Annotated in this window: 24 protein-coding genes; 10 read left to right on the forward strand and 14 right to left on the reverse strand. The window is 69.9% G+C overall.

Features of this window, described 5'->3' with window-relative positions:
- Positions 1-6: 6 nt before the first annotated feature.
- From ABTX24_RS03010 to ABTX24_RS03020, 3 genes are read right to left on the reverse strand one after another with little or no spacing between them, the layout of a single operon-like run.
- A complete protein-coding gene (locus ABTX24_RS03010; protein ID WP_350837327.1) occupies positions 7-1251 on the reverse strand; it encodes an MFS transporter in 1245 nt (414 codons plus the stop codon).
- A gap of 55 nt (positions 1252-1306) precedes the next feature.
- A complete protein-coding gene (locus ABTX24_RS03015) occupies positions 1307-1891 on the reverse strand; it encodes an isochorismatase family protein (RefSeq protein ID WP_502890826.1) in 585 nt (194 codons plus the stop codon).
- Between the two features lie 36 nt (positions 1892-1927).
- A complete protein-coding gene (locus ABTX24_RS03020; RefSeq protein WP_350837331.1) occupies positions 1928-3220 on the reverse strand; it encodes a nicotinate phosphoribosyltransferase in 1293 nt (430 codons plus the stop codon).
- A 26-nt stretch (positions 3221-3246) separates the two neighbouring features.
- On the opposite strand from ABTX24_RS03020, the gene clpS reads away from it, so the two are divergent.
- Entirely contained in the window at positions 3247-3540 is a 294-nt protein-coding gene (gene clpS / locus ABTX24_RS03025) for an ATP-dependent Clp protease adapter ClpS (RefSeq protein ID WP_201451084.1), read from the forward strand.
- Entirely contained in the window at positions 3540-4130 is a 591-nt protein-coding gene (locus ABTX24_RS03030) for a DUF2017 domain-containing protein (protein WP_091049194.1), read from the forward strand. Before clpS ends, ABTX24_RS03030 begins: the two co-directional genes overlap by 1 nt.
- Here ABTX24_RS03030 and ABTX24_RS03035 read toward each other — a convergent pair whose 3' ends face one another.
- Complete coding sequence (locus ABTX24_RS03035; RefSeq protein ID WP_350837333.1) at positions 4131-4559, reverse strand: MarR family winged helix-turn-helix transcriptional regulator; 429 nt, start codon at positions 4557-4559, stop codon at positions 4131-4133. It abuts the gene before it with no gap.
- 74 nt (positions 4560-4633) lie between these two features.
- On the opposite strand from ABTX24_RS03035, the gene ABTX24_RS03040 reads away from it, so the two are divergent.
- From ABTX24_RS03040 to ABTX24_RS03050, 3 genes are all read left to right on the forward strand, one after another.
- Entirely contained in the window at positions 4634-6466 is a 1833-nt protein-coding gene (locus tag ABTX24_RS03040) for an ABC transporter ATP-binding protein (RefSeq protein WP_350837335.1), read from the forward strand.
- Positions 6467-6549: 83 nt separating this feature from the next.
- Positions 6550-6978 carry a M67 family metallopeptidase gene (locus ABTX24_RS03045; protein ID WP_350837337.1) on the forward strand — a complete coding sequence of 143 codons (429 nt, stop codon included), beginning with the start codon at positions 6550-6552 and terminating at the stop codon, positions 6976-6978.
- Between the two features lie 32 nt (positions 6979-7010).
- Complete coding sequence (locus ABTX24_RS03050) at positions 7011-7286, forward strand: MoaD family protein (RefSeq protein ID WP_008358635.1); 276 nt, start codon at positions 7011-7013, stop codon at positions 7284-7286.
- Positions 7287-7291: 5 nt separating this feature from the next.
- On the opposite strand, the gene ABTX24_RS03055 is transcribed toward ABTX24_RS03050, so the two are convergent.
- Genes ABTX24_RS03055 through ABTX24_RS03070 form a run of 4 tightly spaced genes read right to left on the reverse strand, consistent with a single transcriptional unit; the run spans position 7292 to position 10818 of the window.
- Positions 7292-7918 carry a response regulator gene (locus ABTX24_RS03055; RefSeq protein ID WP_350837339.1) on the reverse strand — a complete coding sequence of 209 codons (627 nt, stop codon included), beginning with the start codon at positions 7916-7918 and terminating at the stop codon, positions 7292-7294.
- Complete coding sequence (locus tag ABTX24_RS03060) at positions 7915-9129, reverse strand: sensor histidine kinase (RefSeq protein ID WP_350837341.1); 1215 nt, start codon at positions 9127-9129, stop codon at positions 7915-7917. The genes ABTX24_RS03055 and ABTX24_RS03060 overlap by 4 nt, the downstream gene beginning before the upstream one ends.
- Positions 9130-9142: 13 nt before the next feature.
- A complete protein-coding gene (locus ABTX24_RS03065; protein WP_160024699.1) occupies positions 9143-9886 on the reverse strand; it encodes an ABC transporter permease in 744 nt (247 codons plus the stop codon).
- Complete coding sequence (locus ABTX24_RS03070; RefSeq protein ID WP_350837343.1) at positions 9883-10818, reverse strand: ABC transporter ATP-binding protein; 936 nt, start codon at positions 10816-10818, stop codon at positions 9883-9885. The genes ABTX24_RS03065 and ABTX24_RS03070 overlap by 4 nt, the downstream gene beginning before the upstream one ends.
- Before the next feature lie 90 nt (positions 10819-10908).
- Here ABTX24_RS03070 and ABTX24_RS03075 point away from each other — a divergent pair, with 90 nt between their 5' ends.
- The 3 genes from ABTX24_RS03075 to ABTX24_RS03085 all read left to right on the forward strand — a co-directional run bounded on the left by ABTX24_RS03075 (position 10909) and on the right by ABTX24_RS03085 (position 12646).
- A complete protein-coding gene (locus ABTX24_RS03075) occupies positions 10909-11856 on the forward strand; it encodes a PLP-dependent cysteine synthase family protein (RefSeq protein ID WP_350837345.1) in 948 nt (315 codons plus the stop codon).
- Positions 11857-12039: 183 nt separating this feature from the next.
- Positions 12040-12360, forward strand: coding sequence for a type II toxin-antitoxin system RelE/ParE family toxin (locus ABTX24_RS03080; protein ID WP_502890860.1), 321 nt, complete (start codon positions 12040-12042; stop codon positions 12358-12360).
- On the forward strand, positions 12350-12646 hold the full coding sequence (locus ABTX24_RS03085) for an addiction module antidote protein (RefSeq protein ID WP_350837347.1): 297 nt from the start codon (positions 12350-12352) through the stop codon (positions 12644-12646). The genes ABTX24_RS03080 and ABTX24_RS03085 overlap by 11 nt, the downstream gene beginning before the upstream one ends.
- Positions 12647-12656: 10 nt before the next feature.
- Here ABTX24_RS03085 and ABTX24_RS03090 read toward each other — a convergent pair whose 3' ends face one another.
- The 4 genes from ABTX24_RS03090 to ABTX24_RS03105 form a co-directional block, all read right to left on the reverse strand.
- Complete coding sequence (locus ABTX24_RS03090) at positions 12657-13001, reverse strand: hypothetical protein (protein WP_350837349.1); 345 nt, start codon at positions 12999-13001, stop codon at positions 12657-12659.
- Positions 13002-13031: 30 nt separating this feature from the next.
- Entirely contained in the window at positions 13032-14258 is a 1227-nt protein-coding gene (locus tag ABTX24_RS03095) for an FAD-dependent oxidoreductase (protein ID WP_350837351.1), read from the reverse strand.
- Between the two features lie 75 nt (positions 14259-14333).
- The gene (locus ABTX24_RS03100) at positions 14334-15383 is read right to left on the reverse strand and encodes an alkaline phosphatase family protein (protein ID WP_350837353.1); all 1050 of its coding nucleotides are present in this window, start codon (positions 15381-15383) and stop codon (positions 14334-14336) included.
- Between the two features lie 42 nt (positions 15384-15425).
- A complete protein-coding gene (locus ABTX24_RS03105; RefSeq protein ID WP_350837355.1) occupies positions 15426-16424 on the reverse strand; it encodes an alkaline phosphatase family protein in 999 nt (332 codons plus the stop codon).
- 118 nt (positions 16425-16542) lie between these two features.
- On the opposite strand from ABTX24_RS03105, the gene murI reads away from it, so the two are divergent.
- Together murI and ABTX24_RS03115 are read left to right on the forward strand one after the other, a co-directional pair.
- The gene (murI, locus tag ABTX24_RS03110; protein WP_160024693.1) at positions 16543-17400 is read left to right on the forward strand and encodes a glutamate racemase; all 858 of its coding nucleotides are present in this window, start codon (positions 16543-16545) and stop codon (positions 17398-17400) included.
- Positions 17397-18167, forward strand: a complete 771-nt coding sequence (locus ABTX24_RS03115; RefSeq protein WP_160024692.1) for an MBL fold metallo-hydrolase — start codon at positions 17397-17399, stop codon at positions 18165-18167. The genes murI and ABTX24_RS03115 overlap by 4 nt, the downstream gene beginning before the upstream one ends.
- A 118-nt stretch (positions 18168-18285) precedes the next feature.
- Here ABTX24_RS03115 and ABTX24_RS03120 read toward each other — a convergent pair whose 3' ends face one another.
- Together ABTX24_RS03120 and ABTX24_RS03125 are read right to left on the reverse strand one after the other, a co-directional pair.
- Positions 18286-18972, reverse strand: a complete 687-nt coding sequence (locus tag ABTX24_RS03120) for a response regulator (RefSeq protein ID WP_160024691.1) — start codon at positions 18970-18972, stop codon at positions 18286-18288.
- Positions 18969-20129: a sensor histidine kinase gene (locus ABTX24_RS03125; protein ID WP_350837357.1), complete on the reverse strand. Its 1161-nt coding sequence runs from the start codon at positions 20127-20129 to the stop codon at positions 18969-18971. Before ABTX24_RS03125 ends, ABTX24_RS03120 begins: the two co-directional genes overlap by 4 nt.
- Positions 20130-20212 lie beyond the last annotated feature (83 nt).

The raw sequence follows: 20212 nt of genomic DNA on the forward strand, positions 1-20212 counted from the left end.
GAGTCCCTAGTGGGCCGGGGCGCCGTTGCGCTCGGGTGCCGGGAAGGAGACCCGGTTCAGGCGGCGTACGGCCGGACTCAGCAGCGTCGCCAGCGAGATCGCCACGTAGGCGATGCCGGCGATCGCGAGCATGTTCTCGATCCCGTACGCAGCGGCCAGCGGCCCCATCGCCAGCTGTCCGACGGGGATGGCGATGTAGGTGCCGAGCTGGTCGTAGGAGGACGCCCGGGAGAGCAGGTCGCTCGGGACGTTCTCCTGCATCGAGAGCTGCCAGCCGAGACTGAAGACCTGGATGCCGACGCCGGAGAGGGCGGCCGCGGGCAACAGTACGGCGAGGTCGGTGGAGAAGCCGAGGGCGGCGATCGGCAGCCCGAACAGGGCCATGCCGATCATGCCGTAGAACAGCGGCCGCTCGAGCCGCACCTTCATCAGCACGAGGGTCGCGACGAGCACGCCGATCCCCTGGAAGGTGAGGATCAGGCCCCAGCCGCCCGCTCCCAGGCCTGAGCCCTCGGCCCGCTGCGGGCCGAGCGTGAGGAGTCCGCCCTCATAGAGCGCATTGAGCATCGTCGCGGCGCCGACACAGAGCCACAGCCAGCTCGTCGAGCGGAAGTAGTCCCACCCCGTGCGCAGATCGCCGATGACCGAGGCCTTGCCGACCGCGCCGCTGATCTTGACCGGCAGCAGCAGCAGAGCCGCGATGATCCAGGTGGCGGCGTCGAGCGCGAGCGCCCAGCCAGCGCCGACGCTGAGGACAAGCAGGCCGGCGGTGCCGGGACCGGCGACCGCGACGATCGCCCGGGTCAGCGACATCAGCACGTTGGCCTCCTGCAGCATGGTGCGAGGCACCACGAGCGGGATGATCCCCTGCTGGGCGGGCAGACCGGCGGCGGAGACGATGCCGTTGAGCGCGGAGAGTGCGATCAGGTGCCACAACTCGGCGACACCTGCGATGACGAGGACGGCGACGGCCGCCTGACTCAGGCCCGAGACCAGGTTGGAGGCGAACAGGATCCGGGCTCGGCCCATCCGGTCGGCGAGCACGCCGCCGATGAGCATGAAGGCGATCATCGGGATGGTGCGGGCCGCGAGGACGGCGCCGATCGCGATCGGCGCGTCACTGATCTCCAGGACCGCGAAGGCCAGGGCGACGGGCGCCATGAAGTTGCCGACCAGGTTGATCGATCGCGACGCGAAGAACCAGCGGAAGTGGGGTTCGCGAAGGGGGGCTGTCGCCGAGATCCGAGCCATTCGAGAGAGAATAGACCTTCGGGTGATTTCTATCTGCCCAAAATTCTCAATTCTGTCACGAGACCGTTATCCCGGCCGATCGCATCTCCTCGATGGCAGCCGAGGTGCTCGCCGCGGCCACGCCTGCGGTCAGGTCGGCGAGCAGCGTGGTGTGGAAACCGGCGGCTCGCGCGTCGAGCGCGGTGGCACGTACGCAGTAGTCGGTCGCCAGCCCGCACACGTCGACCTCCTCGACGCCGTGGGCCCGGAGCCAGTCGGTCAGATTGGCGCCGCCGGTGGCCGCGCCTTCGAAGCCGGAGTAGGCCGCGGCGTACTCGCCCTTGCGGAAGATCTCGTCGAAGGTGACCGGGTCGAGGTTGTGGTGGAAGGCCTCGCCGTCGGTGCCGACCACGCAGTGCGCCGGCCAGGAGTTCACGTAGTCCGGCGGGTTGCCGAAGTGGTCGCCCGGGTCGATGTGGTGGTCCTTAGTGGCCACGACCAGCCCGTACGTCTGCTCCGGGTCCTTGCTCGCCGCCCGCTCCCGCAGCAGCTGACCGATGTCGTAGGCCACCCGGGCCCCGCCGTCGACCGGCAGGGACCCGCCCTCGCAGAAGTCGTTCTGTACGTCGACCACGATCAGTGCACGCGTCATGCCCGTCAGCCTAGACCGGCCTGGGGAGACCGGCCCCGCGAGACATCACTGGAAGAGCGTCGGGATCGACGGATCGCCCTTCAGGAGCGAGTGGGCGATGACGGGGAGCTCGGCGACCGAGGCGCGGTGACGTTCGCGCGCGGCGTCGAGGGGCTCGCGGCCCACGACCTCACCGTTCTTGACCAGCTGGGTGAGCAGCGGCCGGTCGTTGCCGTCGCCCTCGGGTGCGGTGCCGATGCCGATCACCTCGGCGTCGGCGACGTCCTTGCGGTTGCGGCGGCGCAGGGCGTACTTCCGGCCGCCGATCGACGCCTTGGACGCGCTCTTCTTGGCGACCGGCTCCAGGTCGCCGGAGGCACCCTCGCGGGAGACCAGCTTGTAGACGAAGCCGGCGGTCGGGTGGCCGGAGCCGGTGACCAGCTGGGTGCCGACGCCGTAGCCGTCGACCGGGGCGGCCGCGAGGCCGGCGATGGCGTACTCGTCCAGGTCGCTGGTGACGATGATCTTCGTCTCGGTGGCGCCGAGGTCGTCGAGCTGGCGGCGTACGTCATGGGCGAGGAGCCCCAGGTCGCCGGAGTCGATCCGCACCGCGCCGAGCTCGGGACCGGCGATCTCGACCGCCTTCGCCACGGCCTCGGCGATGTCGTAGGTGTCCACGAGCAGCGTCGTGCCCTTGCCGAGGGAGGCGACCTGAGCCTGGAAGGCCTGCTCCTCGGTGTCATGCAGAAGGGTGAATGCGTGCGCGGAGGTGCCGGTCGTGGGCACGCCGAAGCGGGCGCGGGCGGCGAGGTTGGAGGTGGCGGTGAAACCGGCCACGTAGGCCGCGCGGGCGGCGGCGATCGCGGCCGCCTCGTGGGTGCGGCGCGAGCCCATCTCGATGCAGGGGCGCTCACCGGCCGCGAGCGTCATCCGGGAGGCCGCGGTGGCGATGGCCGAGTCGTGGTTGTAGATCGAGAGGAGCACGGTCTCCAGGACGACCGCCTCGGCGAAGCTGGCCTCGACCACGAGCAGCGGCGAGTGCGGGAAGAAGGTCTCGCCCTCGGCGTACCCCCAGATGTCGCCGGTGAAGCGGTAGCCGGCCAGCCATTCCAGGGTCGGGCCGTCGACGACGCCCTCCAGGACGGCCAGCTGCTCCGAGCCGAAGCGGAACGCCTCGAGGGCGTCGAGCGCGCGCCCGACCCCGGCCACCACGCCGTAGCGGCGCCCGCCGGCCAGGCGCCGGGGGAACAGCTCGAAGACGGCGCGACGCTCCGCGGTGCCCGCCTTCAGGGCGGCCTGGAGCATGGTCAGCTCGTAGTGATCTGTCAGGAGCGCGGTCGAGTCCGCTGTCGAGTCCACGGGCACATCGTGGCACGATGGACTGCATGAGCGCGCCAAGCCCCGTGGAGCTCGACGAGCCGGAGATCGACGACGTCGTCGCACCGTCGACCCCATGGGTGACCATCGTCTGGAACGACCCGGTCAACCTGATGTCGTACGTCACCTTCGTCTTCCAGAAGTACTTCGGCTACTCCAAGAAGAAGTCGGAGAAGCTGATGATGGAGGTGCACAACGACGGCAAGTCGGCCGTCTCCTCAGGGTCACGCGAGGAGATGGAGCGCGACGTGCAGGCGATGCACGAGTACGGCCTTTGGGCGACACTGGAGAAGCAGGAGTGATGGGCGGGTTCAGCTACCACCGCCGCAGCAAGCAGATCATCGCGACCTTCTCCGGGTTCGAGGCCGACCTGCTCCGTTCGTTGGCCTCGCAGCTCGTCGAGCTGTTGCGCAACGAGGTCGCCGCACCTGCCGAGAGCGACGACCCGCTCGAGGCCCTGCTCGACTTCTCGGGGCCGACCACCGAGCCCGAGGACCCGGTCCTGAAGCGGCTCTTCCCCTCTGCGTACGGGAACGACGAAGAGGCCGCCGGGGAGTTTCGGCGGTTCACCGAGGGTGGGCTGCGCGACGGCAAGGCGCGGGCCGCGTCCACGATCATCGACTCGCTCGAGGAGGCGGGCCTCCCGCCCGAGCTCGACGAGGACGGGCTGGTCATCGACGTCGAGCTGCCGATCCCCGACGCCGAGGCGTGGATGCGCTCCTTCACCGACATCCGGCTCGCGCTGGCGACCCGGCTCGGGGTCGAGGAGGGCGACGAGGACTTCTGGGACTCGCTGCCCGACGACGACCCCGCCGGCCAGGTCTACGGGATCTACCAGTGGGTCGGGATCCTGCAGGAGACCATGGTCGAAGCGCTGTGGGCGGCGTCCTGACTAGGGCGAGCGTTCGGCTGCACGGCCGTCCAGAAGGGTGACCAGGATCCGGGTGAGCGTCCTCCGGTCCTCCTCGGGCAGGGGCCGCAGCAGCTCGTCGGCCGCCTGCTGACGAGCCTCCTCGATCAGTCGTCCCAGGCGTACGCCTTCCTCGGTCGCGACCACGCAGACCGCCCGACGGTCGGCGGGATCCGGCTGGCGCACGACCAGGCCGTGGAGCTCGAGGCCGTCGATGACCTCGGTGGCCGACCGAGGGACGATGCGGAGCCTCTCGGCGAGCGCCGAGAGGCGCATCGGCTCATCGGCGGCGAGCACCATCCGCAGAGCACGGGCCTGCGAGGGGGTGACGCCCCAACGGGCGGTCGCGTCGCCGAAGCGGCGGCGAAGGGTGCGCGCTGCCGCCATCAGCAGGTCGGCGGTCTCGTCCACAGGAATAATCCTAACGCCATCGTGCGTTGGCCTCATTGTGAGCAAACCTCAGTAAATAGGATCGAGGTGTTCGAATGAGTGAGCCGCACCCGTACAGACCTTCCGGCGAATCCGGCCGATCCGGCCGTGATCCCGGCAGCAAGCGCGCCGATCGCGCCCAGCTCGAGGCCAAGCCGGTCTCGCTGCGGCGGATCGCCCGCCTCTTCGCGCCCTACCGTGGGCGCCTGCTTCTCGTCGTGGCGCTGATCGTGGTGAGCTCGGTGATCGGTCTGGCGCAGCCGTTCCTGGTCAAGCACGTCATCGACACCGCCCTGCCCGAGCGCGACACCACGCTGCTCGTGCTCAGCGTCGCCGCGATGGTGCTCGTCGCGATCGCCTCCGCCGCCCTCGGCGTGGCCCAGACGCTGATCTCGACCGAGGTCGGCCAGCGGGTCATGCACCGACTGCGTACCGACCTCTTCGGGCACCTGCAGCGCCAGTCGCTGGACTTCTTCACCCGTACCCGGGGTGGCGAGGTGCAGTCGCGGATGGTCAACGATATCGGCTCGATGCAGTCGGTGGTCACCTCCACCGCGACCTCGATCGCGGCCAACGTCACGGTCGTCGTCGGCACCGTGGTCGCGATGATGGCGCTCAACTGGCGACTCGCGCTGATCTCGCTGGTGGTGCTGCCGCCGGCGGTGTGGACGACCCGCAAGGTGGCGCAGATGCGCTATGCGGTCACGACGCAGCGTCAGGCGAAGATGGCCGACCTGCACGTGCAGGTCGAGGAGGGGCTCTCGGTGAGCGGCATCCTGCTGACCAAGACGCTCGGTGCCGCGCCGGCCCTGGCCTCCCGTTTCGAGCAGACCTCCCACGACCTCGTCGGTCTGGAGGTACGCAGCCAGCTCGCCGGGCGGTGGCGGATGGCGACCATGCAGGTGGTCTTCGCCGCGGTTCCGGCCGCGCTCTACCTCGCCGCGGGCTTCCCGGCGACCTCCGGTGCGCTGACCATCGGGACCCTGGTCGCCTTCGTCTCGCTCCAGGGCTCGCTCTTCCGGCCGCTGATGGGTCTGCTCAACGTCGGGGTCGACGTGACCTCCTCCCTGGCGCTCTTCTCGCGGATCTTCGAGTACCTCGACCTGCCGGTCGAGATCGACGACCCGGCCTCCCCGGTGCCTCTGGCTGAGGCTCGCGGGGAGGTCGTCCTCGACGACGTCGGGTTCTCCTACGACGGCTCGCAACCCGTCCTCGAGCACATCTCGCTGCGGGTGCCCGCTGGCGGCTCGCTGGCGCTGGTCGGGGCCACCGGATCGGGCAAGTCGACGCTGGCCGGGATGGTCGCGCGGCTGCACGACCCGACCTCTGGCCGGGTGCTGCTCGACGGGGTCGACCTGCGCGACCTGACTCTCGCCGACCTGGCCGCCAACGTCGGCATGGTCACCCAGGAGACCTATCTGCTCCATGCGAGCGTTCGCGACAACCTGCGCCACGCGCGCCCCGAGGCGAGCGACGCCGAGATCGAGGAAGCTGCGCGTGCTGCCCGGATCCACGATCTGATCGTCGGGCTCCCCGACGGCTACGACACGCTCGTCGGCTCCCGCGGCCACCGCTTCTCCGGCGGTGAGCAACAGCGGCTGGCGATCGCCCGCACGCTGCTGCGAGACCCGCGCGTGCTCGTGCTCGACGAGGCCACCTCCGCGCTCGACAACACCACCGAGCGGGAGGTCCAGGCCGCCCTGGACCGCCTGGCGGAGGGACGTACGACGATCACCATCGCCCACCGCCTCTCCACCGTTCGCGACGCCGACCAGATCGCCGTGCTCGACCAGGGCCGGGTCGTCGAGGTCGGCACCCATGAGGAGCTGCTGCTGCGGGGCGGCGCCTACGCCGACCTCGTACGCGGGGGTCTGACGGCGGCCGCCTAGCACGGATCCGGTGCGCGATGCGGACGGCGTCCGAGGGCCGGTCACGTTCAGGATCCGGTGCTCGGGCGCATACGCTGAGCAGCGTGCTGACCATCGACCAGGCGACGTACGACGCGATCGTCGCCCACGCGAAGCGCGACCATCCCGACGAGGCGTGCGGGATCGTCGCGGGCCCTGAGGGGTCCGACCGGCCGGAGCGATACATCGAGATGATCAACGCCGCCGGCTCGCCGACCTTCTACGAGTTCGACTCGACCGATCTGCTCCAGCTCTACAAGGAGATGGACGCGAACGACGAGGAGCCGGTGGTCGTCTACCACTCCCACACGGCGACCGAGGCCTACCCGTCCCGCACCGACATCGGGCTGGCGATGGAGCCGAACGCTCACTACGTGCTGGTCAGCACCCGAGAGCACGGAAATGACGAGGGTCCGGTCGAGTTCCGGTCCTACCGGATCGTCGACGGCACCGTCACCGAGGAAGAAATCAGCATCGTCCCGACGTTGTCGTGACGCGCAACACCTACATCTAGGAGAACGAACCCATGGCCATCGAGGTCAAGATCCCGACCATCCTCCGCACCTACACCGCCGGTGAGAAGGCAGTCAGCGCCGAGGGCAAGACCCTGAGCGCGCTCATCGACGACCTCGAGGCGAACCACTCCGGCATCAAGGAGCGCCTCATCGACAACGGTGACCTGCGCCGCTTCGTCAATGTCTACATCAACGACGAGGACGTACGCTTCATCGGCGGTCTCGACGCCGAGCTCAAGGACGGCGACCAGGTCGTCGTGCTTCCCGCCGTCGCCGGCGGCTGCTGAACCCTTCAGCCCAGAATGCCGCGGTCGTACGCTCGTGCGACCGCGGCTGCTCTGTCTGTGACCCCGAGCTTGTCGAAGATGTGACCCAGGTGGGTCTTGACCGTCGCCTCGCTGACGAAGAGCTTCGCGGCGATGGCGCGGTTGGTCGTGCCGCGCGCGACGAGGGTGAGCACCTCGCGCTCGCGGGGGCTCAGCTGGGCCGTCGGACCGGGTGAGCGCAGCCGGGAGGCGAGCCGGGTCGCGACCGCGGGGGAGAGGACGGTCTCGCCGGCCGCCGTCGCGCGGACGGCCTCGACCAGGTCCGGCGTCGGCGCGTCCTTGAGCAGATAGCCGGTCGCACCCGCCTCGATCGCGGCGACCACGTCGGAGTCGGTGTCGAACGTCGTCAGGACCAGTACGCCGGTCGGCGACTCCAACGCCCGGAGCCGATCGATCACCTCGACCCCGCCGGTGCCGGGCATCCGCAGGTCCAGCACGAGTACGTCCGGCTCGAGCTCCTCGACGAGGGCCAGTGCCTCCGCCCCGTCGCCGGCCTGGCCGACGACCTCGAAGCCTTGCGCGCGGAGCACGCCGACCACCCCGTCGCGTACGACGGGGTGGTCGTCGGCGACCACGATCCTGATCTGAGTCATGCGGGTCCTCGGGGGAGTGCGGGGATGCTGGCGGAGACGGCGGTGCCGGCGCCGGGGGCGGACTCGAGGGTGAAGGTGCCGGCCAGGCGCTGGGCCCGCTCGCGCATCATGCCCAGCCCGAACGAGGACGAGCGGCGCGGAGCGGTGGGGTCGAAGCCGGAGCCGTCGTCGCGCACGTCGAGGATGACGTCGGCGTCGTCGAAGGTGAGGGTGACGCCGACCCGTTGCGCGGAGGCGTGCTTGGCGACGTTGGCGAGTGCCTCCTGGGCGATCCGCAGCAGTGTCGCCTCGACCTCGGAGTGCAGCGCCGTGGCATCGCCGACGACGACGAAGGAGGCCTCGACACCATGGTCGTCGCGCCAGCTCGTGACCAGCCTCGAGAGAGCGTCGGCGAGGCCCGCGTCGGCCAGCTCGGCGGGGGTGAGATCCTGCACGGACCGCCGCGCCTCGACCAGCGCGGTGCGGGCCAGCTCGGTCGCCCGGGTCACCCGGCGGCGTACGTCCTGGGCGTCCGCGGATCCCTCGGCGGCCTGGAGCTGGGCCACGACTCCGGCCAGGGACTGGGCGATGGTGTCGTGGATCTCGCGGGCGAGGCGCTCGCGCTCGTCGCGTACGCCGGCTGAGCGTGACTGGGCGAGCAGCTCCTGCTGGAGCCGGGCGTTCTCGGTGAGTGCTTCCTCGAGGCGGTCGATCGTCGCGGCGCGCTCCCGGCTGACGGCGTCGAGGTGCTCGCTGTAGCGGCCCATGAGGGAGGCCAGACCGAAGTTGAGCACGAACAACAGCGGCAGCAGCAGGCTCTGCCACGGGTTGTCGTATGGGGGCGGACCTCCGGTCTGACCCATCGCCATGATCACTGCGGTGGCCGCCATGGCCACCCATCGCCACCGACCGCGGAAGGAGTCGAACGCGTCCAGGAACCCGATCCAGGCGAAGATGCAGAACAGCGGGTGCATCGCGGTCAGCACTGCGGCCAGTGCCGTGCGGCCGATGTAGCCGACCGGATGGGGGCGGCCGTAGACGTACATCCATCGCCACGTCCACACCGCGGTCGCCGCCACGAGGATCCCGAAGATCACGCGTGCGCCGGGCGACTGCGGCCCGATCTCGGGAAAGGTCGCGACGCAGATCGCCGAGGCGAGCGCGAGCAGCACGAAGGGCAGCACCTTGAGATTGCGCTCCCAGCGCTGCTCGTGCCCGACAGCCGAGGTCATGTGGAGGACCTTCTCATTCCCAGCGGAAGGCGCGCACGGCAATCAGGTAGAGCACGACCGCCCAGCCGCCCATCACCGCCAGATCCACCAGCTGCGGGAAGGCGCCGCCGGCGGCGTCGTTGAGCGCGTTGGAGGCAGCGCCGTAGGGCGTGAACGAGATGATGTCGCGGGCGGTGCCGCCGAAGGCCTCGACCGGGAAGTAGACCCCCGCGGTGAACATCGACGGGAAGAAGACCACCATCCCCACCACCTGCCCGGTCTTCGCGTTGGGGGAGACCGCGGTGATCGCGGCGCCGATCCCGAGCGAGACGGCCAGTGCCAGGACGTAGGCGACGACGTATCCGAGGAGCGACTCCGGGAGCGGGGTCCCGAACGCCACCCGGCCGAGCACGATCACGATCACCGAGGAGGCCGCGACCGCGACGGCGTGCACCAGCACCTGGCCGAGCAGGATCGAGGCGGGGCGGGCCGGCGTGGTCCCGAGTCGCCGCAGGACCCCGCTCTCGCGGTAGCCGGTGAGCGTCGGCGGCATCGTCATGATCGCCGCCATGATCATCGAGAGCAGCACGGTGACCGGGACGTAGACATCGATCAGGCTCCGGCCGCCGAGGTCGGCACTGTCCTCGCGGAAGCTCGGGATCAGCCCGAGCACCCCGAGTAGCAGGCTCGGGAACAGGACGATCCAGAAGAGCGAGAGCCGCTCGCGGGCGAAGAGCCGGGACTCCGTACGGATCACGGCGACGGTCGGGCTGGTCATCGGAGCGCCTCCTGGCGAGTGTCTGTTTCGGTGAGGTCGAGGTAGGCGGCGTCGAGGCTGCCCGCGGCGACCCGGAGTCGCTGCGGGGTGACGCCCTGCGCACGCAGCATCTCGATGACCGCGAGCGCGACTCCCTCCGCGCCCTCGACGGTGACGGTGCCGTTCTCGGCGCGCACCGCGGTGACGCCGGCGAGCTCGCGCAGCGAGGCCAGGTCGATCGCGACCGTGGTCTCGAACGTGGTGATCGTGGCGGCGGAGGCGGAGTCGATGAGCCCCGCCGGAGTGTCCAGCGCCCGGATCCGGCCGGCGTCGACGATGGCGATCCGGTCGCAGAGCGTCTGCGCCTCCTCCATCGAGTGGGTGACCAGCAGGACGGTCACACCCCGGTCGCGTACGTCTCGCACCAGGTCCCACACCTCACGGCGGGCCCGCGGGTCCAGGCCGGTGGTGAGCTCGTCGAGGACGACGACACGCGGCCGGCCGATCAGCGCCAGCGCGATCGAGAGCCGCTGCTGCTGACCGCCGGAGAGGTTCTCGAACCGCTGCCGCAGGTGAGGGCCGAGGCCGAGCCGCTCGGCCAGTGGCGCCCACGGCTCCGGCTCGGGGTAGAAGGCGCTCCACAGCTCCAGCGCCTCCTGCACGGTGATCTTCGGCTGCAGCTTCGCCTCCTGGAGCTGTACGCCGAGCACCTCCGTCACGGCGGCGCGATCCGTCCACGGGTCGATGCCGTGGACCCGGATCCGGCCGCGGTCGCCGACCCGCAGGCCGGCGATCGACTCGACGGTCGTGCTCTTGCCGGCTCCGTTGGGGCCGAGGATGCCGAAGATCTCTCCGGTCTCGACGTGAAGGCTGATCTCGTCGACCGCCACCTTCTCGCCATAGGTCTTGCGCAGGCCGTCCACGACGACCGCTGGTTCTCGCTCCTGATGCATACCTTCAGCCTGGTCGGTGACGCGGTCTCACGGATCGGGCGATCGGCGCGAGTGGGCATCAGTCGATCGGTTGATGCGACGATGGACCCCATGCGCTACGACAACCTGCTGGCGTCGGTCGGGGGCACCCCGTTGGTGGGGCTGCCCCGCCTCTCGCCCTCTCCCGACGTACGTCTGTGGGCCAAGCTCGAGGACCGGAACCCCACCGGCTCGATCAAGGACCGCCCGGCTCTTCGCATGGTCGAGGAGGCCGAGAAGGACGGCAGGCTCCGCCCGGGCTGCACGATCTTGGAGCCGACCTCCGGCAACACCGGGATCTCGCTGGCCATGGCCGCCAAGCTCAAGGGCTACCGGATCGTCTGCGTGATGCCCGAGAACACCTCCGAGGAGCGTCGCCAGCTGCTGCGGATGTGGGGCGCCGAGATCGTCTCCTCGCCCGCCGCCGGTGGCTCCAACGAGGCCGTCCGGGTCGCCAAGCGCCTCGCCGCCGAGCACCCCGACTGGGAGATGCTCTACCAGTACGGCAACGCCGCCAACGCGCGCGCCCACGAGGAGGGCACCGGCCCCGAGCTCCTCGCCGACCTCCCCTCGATCACCCACTTCGTCGCCGGGCTCGGCACGACCGGGACCCTGATGGGTGTCGGCCGCTACTTCCGCGCCGCCAAGCCGGAGGTACGCATCGTCGCCGCCGAGCCGCGCTACGGCGAGCTCGTCTACGGGCTCAGGAATCTCGACGAGGGCTTCGTCCCCGAGCTCTACGACGCGTCCCTGATCGACGCCCGCTTCTCGGTCGGCCCCCGTGACGCCGTACGCCGCGTCCGCGAGCTCCTCGAGCTCGAGGGCATCTTCGCCGGCATCTCCACCGGCGCCATCCTCCACGCCGCCCTCGCCCAGGCCGCCAAGTCCCTCAAGGCCGGCGAGAAGGCGGACATCGCCTTCGTCGTCGCCGACGGCGGCTGGAAGTACCTCTCCACCGGGGCGTACGAAGGCACCATCGACGACGCCGAGGAAGGCCTCGAGGGCCAGCTCTGGGCGTAAGGCGAGGCAGGTCAGCCGCGTCGATCGGCCTGTGACGTCGGCGCTCGCCCGAACCTGTCGGTGGGCGCCGCTAGCGTTCCAGAAAGCCTCGACGGACGAGGCGTTCTGGATGCACGGCAAGGAGTGCCTCACCATGGATGATTGCTTGGAAACGCTTCTAGTGTCAGATATAGTCGACAACTGATGGAAGTCGTCAGCACGGACGCCTTCGACAAGTGGTTGAGGAAGCTGAAGGACCGTCAGGCCCGATTACGCATCGTGGAGCGTGTCGACCGGTTGGCCCGAGGCAACCCCGGCGACGTGAAGCCAGTCGGTCATGGCATCTCCGAGATGCGGCTGGCGTATGGCCCGGGATACCGGGTCTATTACCTGCGGGATGGCGAGAAGCTGATTCTGTTGCTCTGCGGTGGCGACAAGTCGACGCAGAGCGAGGACATCGCGGTCGCGCATTTCCTGGCTGACGAGTGGCATGCAGACAAGGACGGTGGGCACGATGGCCGCTGACAAGTACAAGCGATTCGACGCTGCCGACTATTTGGACGACTTCGAGGATGTCGCTGCGTACCTCGAGATTGCCCTCGAGGAGTCGGCAGACGACCCGACAGCGGTGCCTCGCGCGCTCGGCGTGATCGCCAGGTCGCAGAACATGAGTGAGCTCGCTCGACGGGTCGGGATGAGTCGCGACGGCCTCTACAAGGCGCTCTCCGCGGACGGCAACCCGACCTGGTCGACGATCCTCAAGGTGACCAACGCGCTCGGGCTCAGGTTCGAGCTGCGCGCTGTTGCTTAGGCGTGAGGCGTCAGCGGCAGAAGGCGTAGACGACGAGGCCGTGGTCCTCGCCGGAGAAGACCTGGTCGAGGGCCTTGCCGGTGAGGTGGGCGTCGACGTAGCGCGGGGCGGGGCCGGTGGCGACGATGGCGTGGCCGGGGAGCCTGCCGGTCATGTCACGTGGGGCCTCGGCACTCCAGCAGTCGTGCTTCTCGATGAGGGCGGCGGGGCTGCCGGGGGCCATCGGGCGGCCGGACCAGACGCTGCCGGCGTCGGGCTCGGCGCCGAGCTGCACCAGCGCTACGGCGACGGCGGATGCGTACATCGCCCAGATGCCGAGCGCCAGGAACCCCGTGCGTCCGAGGAAGGCTCTCACTCCTGGGCAACGCGGCAGCAGGCCCCGGGGTTACGGGCGGTGGCTGGAGACGGCCACGTCGTGGTCGTGGATCCAGGCGAGATGACGGTCGTACGCATCGCCTGACCCGAGCCGCTTGTTGCGGGCCTGGGCGCGCGGACCGTCGGGAAGATGGAGGACGTCGGCGGCGGCCAGCGAGGCGATCTGGATGCGGCGGGTGCGGTCGCGGCGGCGTACCTCGTAGGTCGCGCGGGCGCGGTCCGTGTCGTCGTCGCCGGCAAGACAGTCGGCGAGGACGATCGCGTCCTCGATCGCCTGGGCGGCACCCTGACTGTGGTGGGGGACCATCAGGTGAGCGGCGTCGCCGAGCAGCGTGACCCGGCCGCGCGACCAGGTGGCCAGGGGTGGCCGGTGGAAGAGGCCCCAGTGCTCCGAGCACGGTGCCGCGGAGATCATCTGGACCACGGCCGGATGCCAGCCGGCGTACGCATGGACATGCTCGTCCGGGTCGGCCGGCCAGGACCACGAGTCCGGTGTCCAGGGCCCGAGCTGCCGCTTGACCAGCAGGAACGCGTGGTCGCCGTCGCCGACCGGATGATGCATCAGGTGGCCGTCGGTCCCCGTCCACACCTGCACGCGGCCGGGGTCGGGGAGCAGCGTGAGCTGCGAGCGCGGGACGATCCCGCGCCAGGCGATGCAGCCGGAGAACTGGGTGTCGTCGTAGCCGACGACGTGCTCGCGCAGCTTCGATCCGGCGCCGTCGGCGCCGATGACCAGGTCGGCCTCGACCGACTCGCCGCCGGCGAACTCCAAGGTCGCGGGGCCGTCGCCGGGATCGGTGAGACCGACCAGACGGTGGCCGAGGTGGAGCCCTTCGGTGCCGAACGCCTCGCTCAGAAGCGCGTGCAGGTCGGCGTGACCGATGCCATAGCAGGGCGCCCCGGCACGGTCGGCGTACTCCGCGGCGGAGAGCACCCGGCCGATCGCGGCTCCGGTGTGGCCGTCGCGCCAGACCCAGCCATTGACGGTCGCCGCCGCCTCACCGAGATCCGGCTCGAGTCCGATGCGCGCCAGGAGCCGGGTCGCGTTGGCCGGTAGCAGCACGGCGTCGCCGGCCGGGCGTGGATCGGCCGCGGCCTCGTAGACCTCGACATCGATGCCTCTGCGACGCAGTTCGACGGCGAGAGTCAGGCCGCCGATGCCGGCGCCGATGATCGTGACCCGCCGGGCACGACGATCCCTGCGTAAAGCTGCCCGAGCCATCCGGGTGACTGACATCGCACGCTCCTTGGGGAGGTTACGTTCGAAACGTACCTCAGGGGCGTGTGTGCTCGTGGACGGTTACGGCAAACATCATTTGACGTCGAGGGTCTGCTCCGTGCCGATGTCACTGGTCCCGATGGGCCCGAGGCCGAGGAGATCCAGAGCCAGGTTGCCGAGGTCGGCGTTGCGTACGGGCTGAGGGCCTTCGTAGTCGGGCCGGTCCTTGCCCGGATCGCGGTAGTCGTCGGCGTTGAGCTCGTAGAGGTCCGTGCCGGCGCCGGCGTCCGGGCCCCACACGATGAACGGGATCCGGTAGTTCTCGTAGACCTTCTCGGAGTGGTTGGTGATGCCCGGCTTGAAGCCGTGGTCGGCGGTGAGGATGACGTCGAGCTCCTTCGTCAGCCCCGGATCGGCGTCGATGACCTCGAGGAACTCGCCGACCTGGGCGTCGGACTCCTCGACGGCCTCCAGATACTCCGGCGACATCCCACCCGAGGCGTGCCCGGCGGCGTCGGGAAGGGACAGGTGTACGAAGGTGAGGTCCCGACGCTCGTCGGCGAGATCCTCGGCGGCTTCCGGGACCAGGTCGTCGTGGTCGTCGATCGGCACGTAGAGGTCGATGTCGTCCTCCCAGGCTCGCTGCCACAGCTCGAACTTCTGCTTCGTCACGAAGACCCCGGTGCTGAGCCCGGCCTCGTGGGCGACGGTGAACACCGACTCCTCGTTCTTCGAGATCGACTTCGAGGGGTCGCCGACGTTCCAGGTGACCCCGTGGCCGCCGTCGTCGGCGTCGATCGGGTCGCCGGTGACCATGCTGGTGTGGTTGGGCAGGGTGATGTTCTTCTCGTAGGCGGTGCGCGCGTTGAGCGTCGAGGCGCCTTCGTCGATCAGCCGGTGGATGTTGGGCGTCTTCGCCGGACCCAGCTTCGCGAGCGCATCCGGGTTGAGCCCGTCGATCGAGATCGCGAGCACCTTGCGGCCGACCTGGGTGGGCTCACGCTCGGCACGGACGCGGCCATCGCCCCTGTCGTCATCGGCACCGCCGCCGCCGTTGTCTCGGTCGGGCAGGGCGGTGAACGCCACGACGAGCACGACGACGAGGAAGATGCCGAAGGAGACGAGAGGGAAGAGGCGACGCACCGGCACACCCTAAGTGAACCCGATGGCACCCCGGGCGAACGCTCAGCGAATGTCTAGTGACTGAGTTGAGTTCAGCGTGCTGCCCGGGATCGGGCCCAGGCCGAGCAGGTCCAGGGCCAGGTTGCCGAGTTCGCCGTTGCGGATCGGCTGCCTTCCGGCGTACGTCGGCCGGGTCGTCCCCGGCGCGAGGTAGTCGGGGTTGAGCCGGTAGAGCGAGGCGCCGCGCGCGACGCCGGGACCCCACACGACGAACGGGATCCGGTAGTTGGAGTAGAGGTGCGCACCGTGGTCCCTGGCGGCGGCCTTGAAGCCGTGGTCGGCGGTGAGGATGACGTACGTCGACCGCTTCAGCGTCGTCGAGGCGTCGATCGTCTTCAGCAGCCTGCCGATGCGGGCATCGGTGCGGATCACCGAGGCGCGGTAGGCCGCGCTCATTCCGCCGTCGCGGTGACCGTAGTGGTCGGGGGAGCCCAGGTGCACGAAGGTGAAGGCACGCTTGCTGGCCGCCAGGTCGGCAGCCGCCCGGCTCACCAGGTCGGCGTCGCTGTCGACCACGAACCGGTCGATCGAGGGCCAGGAGCGGTCGAAGATGCCGAACTTCGACTTCGACGCGAACAGCGCGCTGCTCCGGCCGGTGCGCTCGACCTGGCTGAAGACCGATGAGACCGGGTGACCGGCGGCCTCCTGCACCGTCATCCAGCGCCGGTCGTCGTTCCAGGTGACCCCGTGGCCGTGCGCGGACCGGGTGATCCGGCGGCCGGTGACCATCGAGGTGTGGTTGGGCAGGGTGACGTTCTGCTCGTACTCGCTGCGCGCCTGGCGGGTCGAGGCGCCGCCGCGCATCAGCCGGTAGATGTTGGGCAGGTTGCCTGGGCCGAGCTTCTCGACCGCGGTCACGCTGAGGCCGTCGACGGAGATCGCCAGCACTCGCTTCGTGGTCGCCGCCTGCGCGGGCCGCCCGGGCAGCTCGACGACCGCGAAGGTCACGCCCAACAGGGTGATCAGGACCATCAGCACCAGCGAGCGCCGAGAAATCGTCATAACCGGACGTTAACAACACTGATCCGGCCCGCTCATGAACGTGAGATGGATCTCGGGTATGTCTCGAGTGACCCCCAGCACTGCGAAGTTGCGCTGTTTGGGCCTAGCCTTGACGATCGTGCAGTCCGTCTCGTCCCTGGGTTCGCCCTCGCCCCTGGGTTCAGCCCAGCCCGACCGCGACGCCCCGATCGGGATCTTCGACTCGGGCTTCGGCGGTCTCACCGTGGCGCGATCGGTGATCGACCAGCTCGCCCACGAGTCGATCCTGTACGTCGGCGACACCGCCCGCGCCCCCTACGGGCCCAAGCCGATCGCCGAGGTGCGCGAGTACGCCCTGGAGTGCCTCGACCATCTCGTCGCGCAGGGCGTGAAGGCGCTGGTGATCGCCTGCAACTCGGCCTCGGCCGCGATGCTGCGCGACGCCCGGGAGCGCTACAAGCCGCTGCCCGTCGTCGAGGTCATCCTGCCTGCGACCCGTCGCGCCGTCGCGGCGTCCCGCACCGGCCGGATCGGGGTCATCTGCACCCATGCGACCGCCGAGTCGATGGCGTACGACGACGCCTTCGCCGCGGCTCCCCACGTCTCGCTGCACACCCAGGCGTGCCCCCAGTTCGTCCCGTTCGTCGAGGCCGGCATCACCGGTGGCGACGAGCTCCTCGCCGCCGCCCACGAATATCTGGACCCGCTGACCAGCGCCGGGGTCGACACGCTGATCCTCGGGTGCACCCACTATCCGCTCCTGACTGGTGTGATCTCCTATGTGATGGGCGACAACGTGACGCTGGTCAGCAGTGCCGAGGAGTCGGCGAAGGACGTCTACCGCGTCCTCGCCGAGCACGACCTGATGCGCGAGGGCGGCGAGCCGACCTACACGTTCCTCACCACCGGCAACCCCGCCGAGTTCAAGGCGATCGGCGCCCGGTTCCTGGGCCCGGAGCTCGCCGCCGCACAGCAGTTCGCCGGAGGGATGGGATGACCTCCGGGATGCGGCTGACCGTCATCGGATGCTCGGGCTCCTATCCCGGGCCCGACAGCCCCGCCTCCTGCTATCTCGTCGAGGCCGACGACGAGGACGGACGTACGTGGCGGATCGTGCTCGACATGGGCAACGGTGCGCTCGGGGTCCTGCAGCGCTACATCGACCCGCTGCTGATCGACGCCGTCCTGCTCTCGCACCTGCACGCCGACCACTGCGTCGACATGACCTCCTACTACGTGCTCCGGAAGTGGCACCCCACCGGCCCGCAGCCGCCGATCCCCGTCTACGGCCCCAAGGGCACCGGCCGGCGCCTGGCGAAGGCCTACGACCTGCCCAAGCGCCCCGGGATGCGCGAGGAGTTCGCGTTCTCGACCTACACCGGGCCGATCCACCTCGGCCCGTTCACGATCATCCCCACGGCCGTGGAGCATCCGGTCGACGCGTACGGGCTCCGGATCGAGGCGCACGGCAAGGTCATCGCCTACAGCGGCGACACCGCCGAGACCGAGGCGCTGCTCGACATCGCCACCGACGCCGACCTGTTCGTCTGCGAGGCCGCCTTCCGCGACGGCGTCGACAACCCGCCCGGCGTGCACATCACCGGCGTCCACGCGGGGGAGTACGCCACCAAGGCTCATGTGAAGAAGCTGGTCGTCACCCACGTCCCGCCCTGGCACGACTCCGCCGACGCCCTCCGTGAGGCGCGCTCGGCGTACGACGGTCCGACCGAGCTGGCGGCGACGGGGGCTGTGTACGAGGTTTGAGGTCGGGTTGGGATACCCGGTTAACCGGGTATCCCTGCACTTCTCGGGCATTGCAACACCTGAGAAGTGCAGGAAAAGCCTGAGCGGTGTGACCCGTGTGGCCGGTGAGGCGAGCGGCTCAGACCAGGCCGGCGTCGTGCACGGTGATCGCGATCTGGACCCGGTTGGTGGCGCCGAGCTTGTCGAAGAGTCGCGAGACGTGCGCCTTGACGGTCGGGATCGAGAGGTAGAGCTCCTTGGCGATCTCGGCGTTGCTCAGTCCGCGCCCGACGGCGAGGGCGACCTCGTGCTCGCGCTCGGTGAGCGCCTCGAGCCGGCGGCTGGCGGCGGCGGCGCGCTCGCCGGTCGGCTCGGCGCGGAGCCGGGTGATCAGGGTGCGGGTGGCCTTGGGGGAGAGGATCGGCTCGCCGGAGGCGACCGCGCGGATCGCCGCGACGATCTCGGGCGGGGGCGTGTCCTTGAGCAGGAACCCGTCGGCGCCGGCCGCGAGGGCGTCGACGACGTACTCGTCGGCACCGAAGGTGGTCAGCACGATGACCCTCGGCGACCTCGATTCGGTGAGCACCCGCCGGGTGGCCTCGAGGCCATTGATGCGCGGCATCCGGATGTCCATCAGCACCACGTCAGGGGCGGACGTACGGACCAGAGCGAGCGCCTCCTGGCCATCGGTCGCCTCGCCGACGACCTCGATGTCGGCCTGACCGCCGAGCATCAGTCCGAGGGCCGAGCGTACGAGCGGGTCGTCGTCGACGATCCCCACCTTGATCTTGACCGGACTCTCTGGGTTGGTCCCTGGGCTGCTCACTGGCCCCACGGTAGCCATGCTTCGAGGATGAAGACATCCTTTTCCGTGCGGTGCGTGAGGCGTCCACCCGCCAGGTCGACGCGCTCGGTGAGCCCGATCAGGCCCAGCCCGGCGCCCGGCGTGTTGGAGTCGAAGCCGAGCCGGTTGCGCACCAGCACCTCGATCCCGTGCTCCTCCGAGCCCTGCAGGGACACCTTCAGGGCCGCCCCGGGCGCATGTTTGCGGGCGTTGGTGATGCCCTCCTGCACGACCCGGTAGATCGACCGCCCGACCGCCTCCGGCGGTGAGCCCTCGACGTCGTCGTCGAAGGTGATGTTCATGCCGCCCTCGCGGGCCTCCTCGACGAGGCGGCTGAGGTCGGCGTACGTCGGCTGGGGCGCGGTCTCGGGATCCTCGCCGTTGCCGCGCAGCACGCCGAGGACGGTCCGGAGGTCGTCGAGCGCCCGGTGAGCACCGTCGCGGATGGTGCCCACCTCGGCCCGTAGTTGGTCGGCGGAGAGGTCCTCGCGGTAGGCGAGCGCGCCGGCCTGCATGGAGATGTGGGAGATGCGGTGGGCGAGTACGTCGTGCATCTCGCGGGCGATCCGCCGGCGCTCGGTCTCGCGGGCCTGGGAGACGCGCAGCGCCTGCTCGGCCTCGGCGGTCTCGGCGCGGAGCCGGAGCGTCGCGATCAGCTCACGACGGGAGCCGATGTACATGCCCCATGCGACCATCGCGGCGATGATCACCACGTTGGCGCCGAGGTTGAAGCCCCACAGCGGGATGCCAGGGATCTCCTCGGTGGGGGTGGTCTCCATGACCGCGAACCAGAACATGCCGGCGGCGACGTTGAGCAGCGAGATCGGGATGATCTCGCGCCAGCGGCGCCGGGTCGCCAGCGAGACCAGGGCGAGGCTCGACGCGCCGGCGGAAAGGATCGAGAACGCCCCGGCGACGATGGTGAACGTGGCGATCGCCACCGGCCAGCGGCGGCGCCAGAAGACCAGGACCATGCAGACGACGCCGAGGCCGAGGTCGAGCAGGAAACGCCATTCCGGCCACCCGTCGGTGCTGGATATCAGGCCGATGGCGCTGATCCCCAGCGCGAGGAGATACCGCCACACGTGCCCCCACAGGCTCAGGCGTGGCTGATAGGCCTCAGGTGACGGTTGCTGCACGGCGTACACGCTAGTCAACCGAGGTCGGGGACACAGGATCCCGCGGTCGCGCCAGGACCCATACTTTCGTCGGGTCGAGGGTC

Origin of the sequence: Nocardioides sp. NPDC127514, assembly GCF_040302125.1 — a bacterium.
GTDB lineage: Bacteria > Actinomycetota > Actinomycetes > Propionibacteriales > Nocardioidaceae > Nocardioides.